The sequence below is a fragment of the Paraburkholderia sp. WC7.3g genome, from assembly GCF_050436345.1.
GTDB classification, from domain to species: Bacteria; Pseudomonadota; Gammaproteobacteria; order Burkholderiales; family Burkholderiaceae; genus Paraburkholderia; species Paraburkholderia podalyriae.
In genome coordinates, this window is sequence record NZ_JBNDMA010000004.1 from 1,515,047 (window position 1) to 1,530,138 (window position 15,092).

A 15,092-nucleotide genomic window follows, 5' to 3' on the forward strand; every position below is an offset into this window, starting at 1 on the left:
CGTCCACGAAGAGTTAGGCAGTAGGATGACCTTTTGCATCCTGCTCTCCAACCACCCCGACGAAACTCATGCAGACTACCGCCCGTCTACTTGCCGTTGCTTGCCTTTGCTTTGCATCGACATCCTTTGCCGCGAGACAATCGACCGAGCCTCTGACTGTTCTCTCGAACACGCCGCTGCCAGAGGTCACCGGCGGTGACTTCGACCACTTTGCAGTCGATCTGTCGCGTTCCCGTCTGTACGTGTCAGCCGAGAAATATGGCTCCATTGAAGTTTTCCGGTTGCCGAACGGCGAGCACCTTGCGAGCGTCAAGACGGTTGCAAGGTCGCCTCACAAGTTACTATTGGCAAACGATGGGAAGGAATTGCTTATAGCGGACGCGGGCGACTCGAACGTCAAGGTCGTCGATACAAAATCCTTCGAAGTCAAGAAAGTCATTCCACTCGATCCGCAGCCGGATTCTGGCGTATCGGATAGAGAGAGCGGCATCTTTTTTGTCGGCAACGGAGGCGCTCAAGCACATCGGGACAATGCCTACATCAGCCTGATCTCGCTTGCCGATGATTCCGTCCTCGATAGAATCGATGTTCCGGCGGGACAACTGAAGGCCATGGTCATCGATCACGGTACGCACCGCCTGTTCGTCAACATGCGCGATAAAAACGAAATCGGCGTTATCGATCTGGGTACCCGGAAGTTAGCGAGCATCTGGCATGTTCCCGGCCCAAGCCGAAACTCGGCTATGGCGTTCGATCCGACGAGGGGGCGCCTGTTCATCGGATCGCGTGGCCCCGGCAAGCTGTTCGTCCTGGACGCGAGTAACGGCTCGGTCATACAGTCTCTCGATATCGTCGATATTTCGGACGACTTGACTTTTGACCCACTGCATCATCGACTGTACGTAACCGGCGCGGAAGGCCTCGATGTCGTCAAACAAGTCGATCAGAACCATTATGCGATCGAGCAACATATGGACACTCTCGGTGGCAAGACCTCGATCTATGTTCCGTCGCTAAAGAGGTTCTACGTCGTTCACACGAAGGGTCCCCAGGCAGCGGAAGCCGGACTTCAGGTGTTCAGCGTCCACTGACCTGGGATCTGATGCGTGGACAGAGTTTCAACTGCGCCCGCGTCATTCTGAGCGGCATCGCCAGACGTCCAGCGGTTCGCAACGCGCAGTTCGCCGTTTGCATCTTCAGCGTCGCGCACGATCTGGGCCGCCGCTCGGAACTCCTTTATCTTCAGCGACATCGCCTCGCAGCACGGCGCCTGTCAGGCGATTGGAGCTCACGAATGTCAGCGATGGTGGCGACTTCGTGCGGCGCGCCGCCGAACGAGAGAGAGCGTCGCGGTAAGCGGGCTACACCCCGCGTCAGCTCATGTCCTTCGGCTAGAACACGTAGGCGATCTGGCGCAAAGCGCAGATCAACTGCACGGGACAGTCGTCAAGATCTATCCACCGCGTCCGAGTCGCAACGTTGATCACGTTGATGGCGCTGTCGAAATTAACCTTCCGCACATGGAACCCGACTCGCTTGCGGCCCAGCACTTCGCCACGGCGAAGTGCTCGTTGATCGCGGGCAACGCGTGTCTCCAGCCCGACTGCTTTTACTCCCTTCGCCACGAAATAAATTTCCTCAAACAATCTAGTCCGTCTGGGTGAAGTCAAAGGACTGCTCAACAACGACCTGATCGCCGCCGTCGACCTTACATTGGTACTGCGCCATCGCGCGCCGTACCGCCCCATCAAAGACCCCCGGGGGCGTCGACCTGACGATGTCGACACGAACCACCTTGCCGCCTTTGACCGTGGCACGCGCGGTTACTGCGCCGACAATTCCCTCGGCGAGCGCGCGCGTCGGCATTTCCGGCCTGGCCTGGACGGGACACACGATTGCGATGTCGCCCGGCGCCCCGGTGGCCGCCGTCGTGTTGCCGGACGCCGCAGCCGCCGGAGCTGGCCCGGCTGGCGCAGCCTGAAGACTGGAGGGCGCGTTCTGCGTGGGGATGGGCGCCGCGGCAACCGGCACCGGTGCGACCGTCGGCGTAGCAACGTGCCGTTGTACTGGCGCGGCCGGTCGTGCAGTCGGCCTCGGCGCCGGAACTTCCGACTGGTGCATCACAACTTTCTTGATGACTGGCGGCGGCGGGGGCGGAGGCGGTGTAACGGCTTTTACGAACCGCATTTGCATCACGGGCATCGCGGGTGCCGGCTTCGGCGCCGGCACCCGCGTCGACGTCACGGCCGCTATCAGCGTGCCCTCGATCGCAAGAGCAGCGACAATCGCGATAGTCATTGCATTGCCGGCGCGTGGCCGTGACGCCTCGGTCGGCCACAGTGCGCCGCGGGGTTTTCCGGAGAGACTCATGTTCATTCCGCTGGACTCCAGAGGCTATTGCGCATCGGTCGCGAGCGCGACTGAACTGATCCCCGCGGAGCGTACCAGATCCATGGTTTTGATGATCGTTTCATATTCGACGCCCTTGTCGCCTGCGATCGTGACATTGACCTGCTTCTTGGTCGCCATGTCCTTCAGGCGCGCAGTCAGTTGCGGCCCAGAGATGTCATTCCGGTCCAGGTGCAATTCGCCGTCCTTTTCCACGCCCACGGTCACGGCGACCGTGGAGAGTTGTGCAGCGGTAGACGATTGCGGCAATTCGAGTTTGAGGCCAGTGCCCTGGACCATTCTCAGCATGACCAGCATGAAGAAGACCAGCAGGAACATCATGATGTCGATCATCGGAATGATCTCGATCCGTGGTTTTTCGTCATTGCCAAAGTAGTGAGCCCGATGGTTTCTCACGGTGTTCTCCGGTATGTGAGGTGGTCACGTTTCACGCGGCAAGCCGCGAGATGAGCATGGACTTGATCATGTCCATCTGCAGAAGAACCATCCGCACCCGCTTGTTCAGATAGTTCAGCGCCACCACGCCGACCAGGGCAATCGTCAGGCCGCAGGCGGTGGCGATCAGCGCGTGGGCAATGCCGCCGGACACAGACATCGGGTCGCTGGTTCCCGACGTGCCCAGAATGTTGAACGAACCGATCATGCCGATGATGGTGCCCAGCAGGCCGAGCAACGGCCCAAGTGTTATGGCCGTATCCAGCACCCACAAATTGCGGTCGAGCCTTCTCATCTGGAACATGATGCTTTCTTCCACTTCGCGCTCGAAGTGTTCTGCCGGTTGGCCCCGCGATTCAATTGCGGACTTCATGAGTTCGCTTTGTACCGAACCCTGGTAATGTTGAATGAGTTTCTTGACCTCATCGGCCTTGGCCCGACCTACCTGCTTGAGGTCGTATTCCAGGCTGATGCCGCTGCGCACGGAGGTGCCAAAGAAAATCATGCGCTCAATGATGACGGCGAGCGTGGCCAGAAAGACGAGTGCCATCAGAGGCAATAAGCCAAAAGACTGTTCCGATGAGTCGATAATAGTGCGAAGCATGGTGCTATTCTCTAAGTAATGTCTTGAATGACTCAGCTTCCGGCGGTATCACCGTAGCGATGCCGCGGGTGGTGCGGTTGAGGCAGCGTCTGTACGTTAGTTGCCGGCGCTCTGCGACTTGGGCTGTGCGACCAGCACGTTGAACGTGTCAGGCGCGACGCCGGGACGCGGATGCGGATTGTCAGCTGTCGCAGCCGCGGCCGGCGTGAATTGCGCAGACACCAGGTAGACGCGATGATGGTCGGAATCGAGTGCCATCGACTTCGCGCCTTGCTGCGTCGTCATGTTCTGCAGCACCGTGAAGTGATTCGCGTCGTCTTCATGCACGACGGTCAGCGTGCCATCCTCGCCGTTCGAGCTGAATGCGGTCTTCAGCACAGGGTCGAACGCAGTGGCGTCCGGATGCCCGCCGATGGGCAGCTGGGCGACCTCGCGGCCGGAGTTGGCATCGATCACCATCATGTGCTTGTTGGAACAGACGGTGAAAAGACGCTCGGTCTTCGTGTCGATGGCGAGGCCCGACGGCTCTTCGCAATTCGCGAGCGTCCAGTGGGCGAGCACCTGGTTCGTCTTGCCGTCCATCTCCACGATCTCGCCCTTGTCTTCGACATTGACGAAGATGCGCCCCTGGTTATCGGCCGCCGCAGTTTCGGGCTTGCCGCCGACGGGCATCGTTGCGACGATTTTGCGCGTGACGGGATCGATCGCGCTCACACTCTTGTCGTGGCCGTTGCTGGTATAGAGGCGGCTGAGACCCGGCACATACAGGATGCCGTCCGGATCCGGGCCGCCCGCCTTGATGGTATCGACCGTCTTCAGCGTGTCGAGGTCAACCACCGTGATTGTGTCGGCACGGCCGTTGGTGATGAAGCCGAGCCTGAGCTTCTGAACGAATGCGAAACCATGCACTCCGTCGGTGTTCCTGATCTCGCCAACCTGCTTGCCCGTCACGGTATCCATGACCTGCACATGGTTGTCGCGGCTGATGAACAGGTGATGGCGCACCGCGTCGTATGCGACGTAGTCCCAGCGATCGTTGCCGCTCAGCGCGTAGCGTTTCATGAGTTCGAACTGCGTGTGGCCGGCGATCGGTGCAGCGTGCAGCGCGCCGCACAACAGCGTCGACGAAAGACCTACTGCCATTGCTGCTTGCACTAGCGTTTTAAGTTTCATCATTTTCAACCGTTCTAAGAAAGTTATTCGTGGATCGTCACGCCGACCATCACGGTCGGGCCGTAGAACTCGCGCTGGATCGGACGGTCCGGCGAGCCCTCGTAGAACTTCAATGGCGTATTCAGGATGTTGCGCACGTCGAGATACACGCTGACGTCCTTGCGTACCTGATAGCTGCCGCCGAAATCGAGTGAGAAGCGCGCAGCGGTGTAGACATCTGTCGCAGCCGAGCCGCCAACCGCCCACAGGCTCGCGCCGACATAGGAGGCCGACAGACGCATGTCCAGTGGACCACGCTCGTAGAACACGCTGGCGTTATACGTGTTGCGCGGAGCGGACGGCAGCGTGTGATCGTCGCCCGGGCGAATGTCCAGGTGCGAATTAGTCCAGGTCCAGTTCGCGCCTGCGCCCAAGCCGCCCAGGAGTCCCGGCAACTGCGTAAAGTGCTGCTCGTAGTTGGCGGTGAGGCCGCGCACACGTGCCGACGAGACATTGGCGAAGCTTTGCAGCGTGACGGGGCCGGTATACCCCGGGAGATACGGGGAGCCGTTGACGGTCGATACCCGGCCCACGACGTAGTCGCTCATCGACTTGTCGAACACGCCGAGCGAAACAATGCCGCCGTGCGGCAAATACTTCTCGATCTGAAGATCGAAGTTTTGCGAGGTGGTCGGCTTCAGATTCGGGTTTCCGGTGGTCACGGCTCCCGTCCCCGGATCGGCGGAGACTGAAGCGCTGCTCTGGGCAAAGCCCGGACGCGCGATCGTGCTCGAATAGATCGCGCGACCCACCAACGTCGGCGTAAAGTCGTAGCGCAGCTGCAGGGACGGAAACAGGTTGAAGTAGCTGTTTGCCGTCTGGTTCGGCATGACAGCACCAGTAGCCGCGTCGATCAGATTGCCGTCAAAGGTAGCCTGCGTCCATTCACCGCGCAGACCCGCCAGCACGCCCAGGCGGCCCCACCCGAACTGATACTGGCCATACGCGCTGTAGATGTTCTCGTTGATAGCCGAGAACGAGGCGGCGTCCTGCCCCGAGAGACTCATGACGTTGCCGGCGGCGGCGGCAGCACCATAGATGCCTCTCATGTATCCATCGCTGATGGACGGCCCGACGTTGTACATGCCGTTGTAGAAAATGTTCGGGCCGCCGAACACCGCCTGCGACAGCGGGATTCCCACATCCGGCGAGTATGAGTAGTAGTTCGTCTGGCTGGAGAAGGACATTCGACGCAGGCCTGCACCGAACTTGATCTGCTCGTCTTCGGCGCTCGTGAAGTGAGTCGGCAGCGTGTAGTTGACGTTGGCCGACCACTCATTGGTCTTGGTGTACTGCGTCGAGTTGCCAATGCTGTGCAGCGTATAGCCAGAGGGATCCGCCGGGTTCGGACCGGACAGGATCGTTTGCGTCGGGAAGTCATAGCCGGGGTAATACGTTACCGAGCCCGGGGAGCCGTTCCAGAACGCGGTGTTGTAGTCGTACGGTTTGTCGTAGGTACCGCTGGTGAAGCCGGCGCGATAATCGAGCTTGCCGGGGCCGATCCTGTTCTCACCGCCCAGCGCATAGAGTTGCGTTCGCAGTGTCTCCTGCTCGTCGCGCAGTCCCTTCGCATATCCGTTCCCGCTGGCCAATGAATCCGTAATCGTGCCGTCCGGATTCTGGACCGGATTGCCCGCGAAGTTGGTCGCGATATCTTGCCGGTTCACGCTCTCGGTATAGCCGAAGTTGTAGTACTGGAAATACCACTTGTTGTCGGCGTTCGGCTGAAAGTCCAGTTCGCCGCCGTAGCCGAGGCGGTTGCGATGATAGTCGTAGTGACGCTCGTCGATTTGCCCATATGCCTTGTTCGGTAGGCCAGGCTGATCGAGATAGGCCGGTTCGACGTCGTCGACGCCGCGGTGATCCTGGTTGGAGGCCACGGTACCGATGAAGGTAAACGGCGCGTCGGAATACGACGTGAGGCCCGAACCAAGGCCGGCAACGCCGTGCGCGCCGAAGCGCGCACCCACGGTCAACTCGTAATCCTGAATTGTGGTCCCGCGCAGCGTCTCGACACCTGTACCGAGCTTGGCGTCAAGGAACGGCTTGCCGGAAAGAGGCATCTTGCGAGGGGCGATGTCGATCGTGCCGCCAAGCGCATCCGCATCTTGTTCTGGCTTGTTGGTGTTGGTTACGACGATCTGCCCGATCATACCGGCCGGAATCGTGTCGAGCGCGACCGCGCGCCCCCCGTTCTGGGCCGAAGCGGGGTTGGTGGGCGGCAGGTGGATGCCGTCGAACGTGGTGCTGTTCAGGTTGGTATCGAGGCCTCGGATGTTGACGTAGCGGCCTTCGCCGGAGTCCGTTTCGAGCGACACGCCCGGCATACGCGCCGTGGCTTCAGCGGCACTTACGTCGGGCGTCTTGCGGATGTCTTCGGCGGTCCGGATGGTCACCATGTTCGGGGCGTTCTGCTGAGTCGCACGTGCGACGACGTTCGCGGTGCGCTGCGACGTGACGGTCACGTGGTCGAGCGACGGAACGACTGCGTCGACGAGGACGTCGTCGCTCGTGGTGCCGCTCTCACGCACCACCACGGTCCGTTCGACGGCGGGTGAGCGTGCAGGGGTAATGACCAATGTGTATTGGCCCGCCGTAAGCCTGGTAAAACGAAAGGTTCCGTCAGGCGAGGTGGTGGTACTCGTCCCCGTCTCGCGAATCCGAACTTGAGCGCCGGCCAGCGGACGCTTGTCCGCGCTCGACAAAACGTGACCCTGCAAAGTCGCCGTATCTGCGGCATACGCGAGGTTCATCGTCGCGCCGCTCATCACCCCCACCAACAACCCAGCTATATGCCTGTGCGGCATGTTGATTCTCCACTATCTTTGCAAACTTCCTGATCAGTCGCACCTGTTCCAGGTTTCAGGTCAGTAAATATTCCGGCACCCTCGCGAAAACTGGATCACCCGGACTATCCTTGAGGATTGCTGATCGCCCCGATAGTCCGCGTGACTTTCGCCAGTTCGCATCGACGTTGCCGGGATCGATATCGTGCGTCTCGCGTCCGATGCGCTCACCGTCTACGCGGGGAGACGTTTTACGGAACTAGTGTGACGACAGAGTGTCATCGTCGAGCCCAAAGAAAAATATCTCGTCAAATGACGACATATCGAGTCCATCAGAGAGCGCTAGGTAACGCAAGTAAAGTGTGGCTGAGTACGACGTTTTTTTGTGACAATGAGATGGGAGCTAAACACAAAATGTATTAACATGTGGCACTCGTTGTCGTCATATGACGACACGTCCTTTCGCCAATGGATGTGAATCGTCGCTGAGAAGGATCGGGCGTGCGCTGTGTTTTCACCGCGCACGCGCTTGGGACAGGAAGGTTTAAATATGCATCTGAAGCGGGCGCGTCATACGCCCGTCGAACTCAGGCTGCGGGGTGCGACTCCGCTGAAAATATGAAGATCGTGATGTTTGCGTAACGCGCGTGTCACTGGCGAAAACTAGAATGCGCGTCTCTGTGCAGTGCGAGGCAGCGGAAAATACTTCAATAGGTAAACATAGACATGATGTTCATCCGTCGATCTCTCATGGCAACTGCGCTAGCGCTTTGTCTGCCTATCCCGCTCGGTGCGTACGGCGAGGCTGGCGCACGAACTCGCATGCCGCATTGGCCGCGGCGCAAACCCTGGTTCATGCCGGCAATCAAGATATCCAGATGAAGGCGGCGGCGAGCGCAACCAACCCGTGGCGTGTTTTTCCAGGCCTGCTTTTTCCGATGAAAGGCGCGTGGAGCACTCATATGTCTGGTTAGAACCCGAAGCGGGTCCGATGACGGACTACCGTAGACGGCCCTCTGCGGGCCTCCGACGACGTCCGCACCCAAGGCCGCTTGCAAGGGCGGATTCAACCGGTCGATGCAATAGTTCTATGGAATCGTTCAGCCGGTGTTTCGTAATCCAGTGTCTTTCGTGGTCGCTCGTTCAGCCTTCGTGCCACGGCGTTGAGTTTAGTCTGTGAGTAGACCGACAGGTCGATGCCTTTCGGAAAGTACTGTCTTAACAGGCCGTTGGTATTTTCATTCGAGCCGTGTTGCCAGGGGTGTTTGGGATCGCAGAAATATACGGCAATGTCGGTGGCGATGGTGAACCGGTACAGTTCGCGGGTCTTCGGGAAGCGGGCCTTGAGGTGCTCGATCTCGGCGGCCAGCGCCGCGTCGGAGGACAGGACGTCACTCATGGGGATTTTACGGATTTGGTTTGCATCCCGTCCTGTTTCTAACGCCCTCTTCCTGTAATTTTGACATTATCCTTATAATGTCAAAGGTAGATTGCGGGGCTGCGATGATCGACGCGTGACACCCAGAATTTCCGCCCGCACAGTTCTCCTCGCCCGTGAAAAACGCCTTGATCGGGCGACGTTGATCATCAGCGCCTAGATCGCGCGACTGGGCGGTTCGTGTTTGAGCGCCGCCAAATCGGTGGAGCGGCGGCAGAACACGGCCATTCGGCTCGGTCGAGCCTGGGAACGCATGATCGAGAACGAAGATTGAAACCAGGCGCTGCTCGTTTTCGAATGGGCAACGCTTTTCGCATTCCACGTCGCCTTGCGCACCGGCGCACAAAAGGCGATGTCAGGCTTGCTCATGAGTACAGCTTGCAGTGAATCAGGGATGGTCGAAGATCAAGCAGGTCGTGGTCGCATGGGCGTACAGCTTGCCATCGGGGCCAACGATGCGGCCCTCGGCCGTGGCTATCTGGCGCCCCGCATGGATCACCTTGCCCTCAGCACGCACCAGTGGCACGCCGTCGTTGAGCGGCCGCACCATGTTCACTTTGAGTTCCAGTGTGGTAAAGCCCTTACCTGCCGGCAAGGTGGCGTGAATCGCGCAGCCGACGGCCGAGTCGAGCAGGGCCGCGAACCAGCCGCCGTGCACAGTGCCCAAGGGGTTGTAGTGCCGGCGTTGCGGCCGCCCCTGGAACACTGCCTCGCCTGATGCCATGTGGATTGGTACGAAGTCGAGCGTCTCGCCTATTGGCGCCGGTGGAAGTTCGCCAGCGAAGATCGCCTGGAAGACTTCCATGCCTGATCGTTCGGCGAGCTGTTCCCGAGGTGCCGCATCAGCTTTTCTCAAGCGGGCGCGCACCGCTGCCTCGTCCGCTTTCCAACGCTCCATGACCTGATCGACACTCATTGACAGTTCCTTTCTGTATAACCCATAGGTCAGCCAGTGGTGTGCTCTGGCAGAGGCGTGCTCGCTGTCGCGGACGGGCTCAGTGACGCGAGAATCTTCTCGCGGCAAGCGGCAAGGATTTCGTCGGCCAGCGGCGAGTCGTCCGGACAGGCGCGCGACATGACAATGGCACCGACCGCGTGTGCCAGTATGTCGAGGGACCTGGCTCGCGCCTGGGCCGGATCGGCGCCGTCAAACTCAGTGCCCTCGGGGCTCAGCGCAGCCAGCAGGCTCTCAATGCCGGCCGCAAACGTGGCCCGAACCGGTTCCGGCTGACGCGCGGCATCCCCGCCCAGTGCGGCCATCGTGCAACCGGTCGCGCGGGTGTCGCGGTGCTCGCGAGAAAGGTAGTACCGCACAAACTCCGGCACGTTGACACCCGCGCTCAGCGCCACCGTCTGCGCGATGCCGCACGCCGCCGATTCCGCCATCAGATCGGCCTTGGAGCGGAACTGCTTGTAAAAGCCGCCGTGGGTGAAGCCGGCGGCGGCCATCAGATCGGCAACGCCAACCCCATCGTAGCCACGCTCCCGAAACAGCTGGGACGCCGTCTCGACCACGTGCTCCCGGTTGGCCTGTGCCTGTGCCTTGGTGATCTTCATTTCTTGACCACAGTGGGTTCATGTCTGCGAAGGCACCATTATACATTGATGTCGATCGTCATCAAAACCTTGACAAGTTAGATTATGATCGTCATCATTGATCTCATTCCCAACCCCAGAAGCTGACGCAACATGACCGACAAGACGCTTTTCGAGCCCTACGCCCTTGGCCGCCTGACACTCGCCAATCGCTTTGTCATGGCACCACTGACCCGCAATCGCGCAGGCGCGGGGCTGGTGCCCAGCGACCTGGCCGCGACCTACTACGCCCAGCGCGCCTCGGCTGGCCTCATCATCACGGAGGCCACTCAGGTGTCAGCCCAGGCCCAGGGCTATCAGGACACCCCGGGCCTGTACACACCCGAGCAAATCGCCGGCTGGCGCAAGGTCACCGAGGCCGTGCATGTCAAGGGGGGACGCATCTTCGCGCAACTCTGGCACGTCGGCCGTGTTTCGCACGTCGATGTCCAGCCTGGCGGCACTGCGCCGGTCGCGCCTTCGGCCATCCGCGCGGAGACGAAAACCTTCGTCAACAATGGCTTTGCCGACGTGTCGCAGCCACGCGCCCTCGAACTCGACGAATTGCCGGGCATCGTTGGCGACTTTCGTCGAGCCGCGGCCAATGCCATGGCCGCCGATTTCGACGGCGTGGAGATCCACGGCGCCAACGGCTATCTGCTGGAGCAGTTCATCAAGGACGGGGCCAATCAGCGCACTGACGCCTACGGCGGCTCGATCGAGAACCGTGCGCGCCTGTTGCTGGAAGTCGTCGCTGCAGTGGTGGAAGAAATCGGCGCCGATTGCACCGGTGTACGCATCTCGCCCGTGTCGCCGGCAAACGGCATCTCGAGCAGCGATCCCCAGCCGCAGTACGACTACATCGCCGGGCAGCTCAGCGCGCTGGGCATCGTCTACCTGCACGTGGTCGAGGGTGCGACCGGCGGCCCGCGCGATGTCGCACCGTTCGACTACGACGCGTTGCGCCGCCGGTTCAGGCAAACCTACCTGGCCAACAACGGCTACGACCTGGAACTCGCTACCGCCAGGCTCAACGAGGGTCAGGCAGACCTGTTCGCCTTCGGCCGTGCATTCATCAGCAACCCCGATCTGGTCGAACGCCTGAAGACCGGCGCACCGCTGGCGCAGCCCGACTTTGCCACGCTCTATGGTGGCGGCGCTGCGGGCTACACCGACTACCCGACCATTGCCGCCTGAGGCGCGCGCTGCTTGCGTTCGCGTCCGAACCACTCTTGTAAAGGAAATAACCCGTGACCTCGCTTCCGACTGTTCTCATCACCGGCGCCTCCTCCGGCATCGGCGCCACTTACGCCGAGCGCTTCGCCGGCCGCGGCCACGACCTCGTGCTGGTTGCACGCGACAAGGCGCGCCTCGATACGCTGGCCGCGCGCCTGCGTGAAGAACGCAATGTGGCCGTCGAAGTGCTGCAGGCCGACCTGACCCAGCCTGGGGATCTGGCCGCGGTCGAGACTCGCCTGCGCGACGACGCTCGCATAGGCATCCTGATCAACAACGCCGGCATGGGTCAGTCGGGTGGCTTCGTGCAGCAGACCGCTGAGGGCATCGAACGCCTGATTACGCTCAACACCACGGCACTGACGCGGCTCGCAGCCGCGGTCGCTCCGCGCTTCGTGCAGTCGGGGACTGGCGCGATCGTCAACCTCGGCTCGGTGGTGGGTTTCGCGCCCGAGCTCGGCATGTCGATCTACGGCGCCACCAAGGCCTTCGTGCTGTTCCTGTCGCAGGGATTGAACCTCGAGTTGTCGCCCAGCGGCGTCTACGTGCAGGCGGTGCTGCCGGCGGCGACCCGCACGGAGATCTGGGAGCGCGCCGGCGTCGACGTCAATACGCTTGCCGAGGTGATGGAGGTCGGCGAACTGGTTGATGCGGCACTGGTCGGCTTCGATCGCCGCGAGCGGGTCACCATCCCGCCGCTGCACGTGGCCGCGCGCTGGGACGCGCTGGATGGCGCGCGTCAAGGGCTCCTGTCGGATATTCGACAAGCGCACGTGGCCGATCGCTATCGGCCGGAAGCCTGACCACTGCGGCTTCTCTCTTACTCGAAAGCCAGGCCATGCCTTATCGACCGACACACGCCGGCTCAGCCCTCAACAGGTAACCCGATGACTGACACCCATATCACCACGCCCACGCGCTTCGCGGATGTCGACGGTACGCTATTCGCCTACCGCCGCTGGGGTAACACCGATTCCTCGCAGCCGCCTTTACTGCTTCTGCAGCACTTTCGCGGCGGCATGGACCATTGGGACCCGTTGATGACGGACGGCCTTGCCGAAGGCCGCGAAGTCATTCTCTACAACGGTCGCGGCATTGCTTCGTCCGGCGGCCAGCCGCGCACCCGCATTGAGGACATGGCCGATGACGCGGCCGCCTTCGTTCGCACGCTGGGCTTGCCGAAGATCGATGTCCTGGGCTTCTCGCTGGGCGGTTTTCAGGCGCTGGATCTGACCTGGCGTCATCCCGAGTTGGTGCGCAAACTGATGCTGCTGGGCACCGGTCCACGTGGTGGCGACCCCGACATGGAGCCGCGCGTGCTGGGCACAGCGGTCAATCCCGTCCCCGTCTTCGAAGACTTTCTCTACCTGTTCTTCGGCCGGTCGGCGCATGCCGGGCAGGCCGCGAGGGAATTCTGGGAACGTCGCCATCAACGCGTCGAACAGGACCCCCCGTCTTCCCCAGAGGTCGCGAAAGCACAGATCGAGGCCAACATGCTGTATCTGCCAAGGCTCTCGGAAGACGATCCATTCGCCTACCTGCGTGGCATCCAGCAGCCCACGTTCATCCTCAACGGCGTCAACGACGTGATGATTCCGACGGTCAACTCGTTCTACATGGCTCGCAACCTGCCGAACGCCCAGTTGTTCATCTACGCGGACTCGGGCCACGCTGCGCAGTTCCAGCACCCGCAGCGTTTTCTTTATCACGTGGAGCGGTTTCTGAGCGAGTGAAGACCACGCCACTTATCGCCCCGGAGTCACGATCCAGTATCCAAAGGCCCTCGCCATGCTCAAGTTCAAGTTCCTGCTGTGGATGTTCACCCAGCTCCTGAAACGACAGATCAGGAACAACCCCGACTGCGCGAAGTACGTCGCGGGCAAGACCCTGGTGTTTCAGATCCGCACGGTGTCCGGCGTCGGTCGCTACTACGTCATTCGCGATGGCGCCATCCGATCCATTGGGGGACTGACGGCGAACCCCCAGTTCACGCTCACTTTCAGAGATGCCGTCAAAGGCTTCGCGATCCTGTCGGCCAGGGAAAGCCAGGCGGCCTTCCTCAGGGGCCTGGGCAACAAGGATCTGATCATTAGCGGCGACTTTCGCGAAGTGATGTGGTTTCAGGGCCTGACGGCATTCCTGCAGCCCCCGAAAGTCGTTTCGCCTTACAACCGCACTGCGTTCTGAGCTGCGCACGAGCGCGCCCTGGCGACCACCGCCACGATGATTGGGGCGGTCGTGCTGGCACGTGCGGTCGACGAAGAACCGCTGTCCAGATCGTTGCTGGAGGCGGCGCTGGAGCACCTCACCGCGGCGACGGATTGAGTGTCCATCGGCCTTTTTTTTATCCCTCTGCATGATGCTCGACATATGAAACCCGTGCCCCCAAAGGAGAAGTGATCATGACATTCAAGGCGCTGCTGGCCACCAGAACCGGCGATGCGATTGCCACCGCCCTGGTCGATTTCGACGAAGCCCATCTGATGCCGGGCGACGTCACCGTCGCGATCGACTATTCGACGGTGAACTACAAGGACGCGATGGCGGTCAGCGGCCGCGCGCCAGTGATCCGCCAGTTCCCGCTGATTCCGGGCATCGACTTTTCAGGCGTCGTAGAGGCTACGTCGCACGCAGGGTTCGCGGTGGGCGACCGCGTTGTCGCCAACGGCTGGGGCCTGAGTCAAACCCACCACGGCGGTTTCGCGCAGAAGGCACGCGTCCCGGGCGACTGGCTGGTCAAGCTGCCTGACGTGTTTTCGACGCACGACGCGATGGCCATCGGCACGGCTGGGTACACCGCGATGCTGTCCGTGCTCGCGTTGGAGCATGCGGGACTGGCGCCGGACAAAGGCGATGTGCTTGTGACCGGGGCCGGCGGTGGGGCCGGGTCCATCGCCATCGCCTTGCTATCCACGCTGGGCTATCGGGTGGTCGCCTCGACCGGGCGGTTGACGGAGACGGACTACCTGCGAGAGCTGGGTGCGGCCGAGGTCATCGACCGTCGCACGCTGTCCGAGCCGGATGCACCGATTGCAAAAGAACGGTGGGCCGGCGCGATCGACTCGGTGGGCAGCCATACGCTGGCCAACGTGCTGGCGCAGACCTCCTACCGCGGAGCGGTGGCGGCCTTCGGGCTCGCGCAGGGCGCTGACCTGCCCGGCTCGGTGTTGCCCTTCATCCTGCGCAACGTGACCCTGGCCGGCATCGACTCGGTCAACGCGCCGCGGGACGTGCGGCTGCAAGCGTGGGCACGTCTGGCCACGGACCTGGACCCCGGAAAGCTCGCACGCGCTACCCAGGTGGTCGGCCTGGCCGAAGTGCCTGGCCTTGCAGGTCCGATACTCCAGGGCCAGGTGCGTGGCCGCACCGTCGTGGACGTCAACGCGTAAAGGCCGAA

The 15,092-nt window shown here is 61.4% G+C and carries 16 protein-coding genes and 1 pseudogene; 6 read left to right on the forward strand and 11 right to left on the reverse strand.

Translation table 11 applies throughout. The features are described 5' to 3' along the window. Positions 1 to 68: 68 nt before the first annotated feature. Positions 69 to 1,091 (forward strand): YncE family protein, encoded by a 1,023-nt coding sequence (locus OKW43_RS40555; protein ID WP_429454416.1) that lies wholly within the window; start codon positions 69 to 71, stop codon positions 1,089 to 1,091. Here the strand turns inward: OKW43_RS40555 and OKW43_RS40560 are convergent. The 11 genes and pseudogenes from OKW43_RS40560 to OKW43_RS40610 form a co-directional block, all read right to left on the reverse strand. Then, positions 1,070 to 1,252, reverse strand: coding sequence for a hypothetical protein (locus OKW43_RS40560; protein WP_429454418.1), 183 nt, complete (start codon positions 1,250 to 1,252; stop codon positions 1,070 to 1,072). The two genes, OKW43_RS40555 and OKW43_RS40560, sit on opposite strands and share 22 nt — an antisense overlap. A gap of 139 nt (positions 1,253 to 1,391) precedes the next feature. Further along, positions 1,392 to 1,625 carry a hypothetical protein gene (locus tag OKW43_RS40565; RefSeq protein WP_429454420.1) on the reverse strand — a complete coding sequence of 78 codons (234 nt, stop codon included), beginning with the start codon at positions 1,623 to 1,625 and terminating at the stop codon, positions 1,392 to 1,394. 22 nt (positions 1,626 to 1,647) lie between these two features. Then, positions 1,648 to 2,298, reverse strand: a complete 651-nt coding sequence (locus tag OKW43_RS40570) for an energy transducer TonB (protein WP_429454422.1) — start codon at positions 2,296 to 2,298, stop codon at positions 1,648 to 1,650. Between the two features lie 96 nt (positions 2,299 to 2,394). Beyond that, entirely contained in the window at positions 2,395 to 2,805 is a 411-nt protein-coding gene (locus tag OKW43_RS40575) for an ExbD/TolR family protein (protein ID WP_429454424.1), read from the reverse strand. 31 nt (positions 2,806 to 2,836) lie between these two features. Then, entirely contained in the window at positions 2,837 to 3,448 is a 612-nt protein-coding gene (locus OKW43_RS40580; RefSeq protein ID WP_187638582.1) for a MotA/TolQ/ExbB proton channel family protein, read from the reverse strand. A gap of 96 nt (positions 3,449 to 3,544) precedes the next feature. Next, positions 3,545 to 4,591 carry a YncE family protein gene (locus OKW43_RS40585; protein ID WP_187638581.1) on the reverse strand — a complete coding sequence of 349 codons (1,047 nt, stop codon included), beginning with the start codon at positions 4,589 to 4,591 and terminating at the stop codon, positions 3,545 to 3,547. A gap of 53 nt (positions 4,592 to 4,644) precedes the next feature. Further along, on the reverse strand, positions 4,645 to 7,467 hold the full coding sequence (locus OKW43_RS40590; protein WP_187638580.1) for a TonB-dependent receptor: 2,823 nt from the start codon (positions 7,465 to 7,467) through the stop codon (positions 4,645 to 4,647). Between the two features lie 1,045 nt (positions 7,468 to 8,512). Beyond that, positions 8,513 to 8,758: pseudogene (locus tag OKW43_RS40595) on the reverse strand (IS30 family transposase); the annotation flags it as partial. A gap of 282 nt (positions 8,759 to 9,040) precedes the next feature. Continuing rightward, positions 9,041 to 9,253 carry a hypothetical protein gene (locus tag OKW43_RS40600; RefSeq protein WP_187638579.1) on the reverse strand — a complete coding sequence of 71 codons (213 nt, stop codon included), beginning with the start codon at positions 9,251 to 9,253 and terminating at the stop codon, positions 9,041 to 9,043. Positions 9,254 to 9,272: 19 nt separating this feature from the next. Beyond that, positions 9,273 to 9,800 carry a PaaI family thioesterase gene (locus OKW43_RS40605; protein WP_187638578.1) on the reverse strand — a complete coding sequence of 176 codons (528 nt, stop codon included), beginning with the start codon at positions 9,798 to 9,800 and terminating at the stop codon, positions 9,273 to 9,275. Positions 9,801 to 9,829: 29 nt separating this feature from the next. Beyond that, positions 9,830 to 10,441, reverse strand: coding sequence for a TetR/AcrR family transcriptional regulator (locus tag OKW43_RS40610; RefSeq protein ID WP_429454427.1), 612 nt, complete (start codon positions 10,439 to 10,441; stop codon positions 9,830 to 9,832). 132 nt (positions 10,442 to 10,573) lie between these two features. Here OKW43_RS40610 and OKW43_RS40615 point away from each other — a divergent pair, with 132 nt between their 5' ends. The 5 genes from OKW43_RS40615 to OKW43_RS40635 all read left to right on the forward strand — a co-directional run bounded on the left by OKW43_RS40615 (position 10,574) and on the right by OKW43_RS40635 (position 15,084). Beyond that, positions 10,574 to 11,656, forward strand: coding sequence for an alkene reductase (locus tag OKW43_RS40615; protein ID WP_187638576.1), 1,083 nt, complete (start codon positions 10,574 to 10,576; stop codon positions 11,654 to 11,656). Between the two features lie 53 nt (positions 11,657 to 11,709). Then, positions 11,710 to 12,498 (forward strand): SDR family NAD(P)-dependent oxidoreductase, encoded by a 789-nt coding sequence (locus tag OKW43_RS40620; protein ID WP_429454430.1) that lies wholly within the window; start codon positions 11,710 to 11,712, stop codon positions 12,496 to 12,498. A gap of 84 nt (positions 12,499 to 12,582) precedes the next feature. After that, positions 12,583 to 13,428 (forward strand): alpha/beta fold hydrolase, encoded by an 846-nt coding sequence (locus tag OKW43_RS40625; RefSeq protein WP_187638574.1) that lies wholly within the window; start codon positions 12,583 to 12,585, stop codon positions 13,426 to 13,428. 55 nt (positions 13,429 to 13,483) lie between these two features. Next, on the forward strand, positions 13,484 to 13,882 hold the full coding sequence (locus tag OKW43_RS40630; RefSeq protein ID WP_187638573.1) for a helicase: 399 nt from the start codon (positions 13,484 to 13,486) through the stop codon (positions 13,880 to 13,882). 215 nt (positions 13,883 to 14,097) lie between these two features. Continuing rightward, positions 14,098 to 15,084 carry an MDR family oxidoreductase gene (locus tag OKW43_RS40635; protein WP_429454433.1) on the forward strand — a complete coding sequence of 329 codons (987 nt, stop codon included), beginning with the start codon at positions 14,098 to 14,100 and terminating at the stop codon, positions 15,082 to 15,084. The last annotated feature ends 8 nt before the right edge of the window (positions 15,085 to 15,092 follow it).

Excerpts from the sequence above, each read along its gene's own strand:
- OKW43_RS40555 (WP_429454416.1), top strand. The coding sequence starts at position 69 with ATGCAGACTACCGCCCGTCTACTTGCCGTTGCTTGCCTTTGCTTTGCA.
- OKW43_RS40560 (WP_429454418.1), bottom strand. The coding sequence starts at position 1,252 with ATGTCGCTGAAGATAAAGGAGTTCCGAGCGGCGGCCCAGATCGTGCGC.
- OKW43_RS40570 (WP_429454422.1), bottom strand. The coding sequence starts at position 2,298 with ATGACTATCGCGATTGTCGCTGCTCTTGCGATCGAGGGCACGCTGATA.
- OKW43_RS40580 (WP_187638582.1), bottom strand. The coding sequence starts at position 3,448 with ATGCTTCGCACTATTATCGACTCATCGGAACAGTCTTTTGGCTTATTG.
- OKW43_RS40585 (WP_187638581.1), bottom strand. The coding sequence starts at position 4,591 with ATGGCAGTAGGTCTTTCGTCGACGCTGTTGTGCGGCGCGCTGCACGCT.
- OKW43_RS40590 (WP_187638580.1), bottom strand. The coding sequence starts at position 7,467 with ATGCCGCACAGGCATATAGCTGGGTTGTTGGTGGGGGTGATGAGCGGC.
- OKW43_RS40600 (WP_187638579.1), bottom strand. The coding sequence starts at position 9,253 with ATGAGCAAGCCTGACATCGCCTTTTGTGCGCCGGTGCGCAAGGCGACG.
- OKW43_RS40605 (WP_187638578.1), bottom strand. The coding sequence starts at position 9,800 with ATGAGTGTCGATCAGGTCATGGAGCGTTGGAAAGCGGACGAGGCAGCG.
- OKW43_RS40610 (WP_429454427.1), bottom strand. The coding sequence starts at position 10,441 with ATGAAGATCACCAAGGCACAGGCACAGGCCAACCGGGAGCACGTGGTC.
- OKW43_RS40615 (WP_187638576.1), top strand. The coding sequence starts at position 10,574 with ATGACCGACAAGACGCTTTTCGAGCCCTACGCCCTTGGCCGCCTGACA.
- OKW43_RS40625 (WP_187638574.1), top strand. The coding sequence starts at position 12,583 with ATGACTGACACCCATATCACCACGCCCACGCGCTTCGCGGATGTCGAC.
- OKW43_RS40630 (WP_187638573.1), top strand. The coding sequence starts at position 13,484 with ATGCTCAAGTTCAAGTTCCTGCTGTGGATGTTCACCCAGCTCCTGAAA.
- OKW43_RS40635 (WP_429454433.1), top strand. The coding sequence starts at position 14,098 with ATGACATTCAAGGCGCTGCTGGCCACCAGAACCGGCGATGCGATTGCC.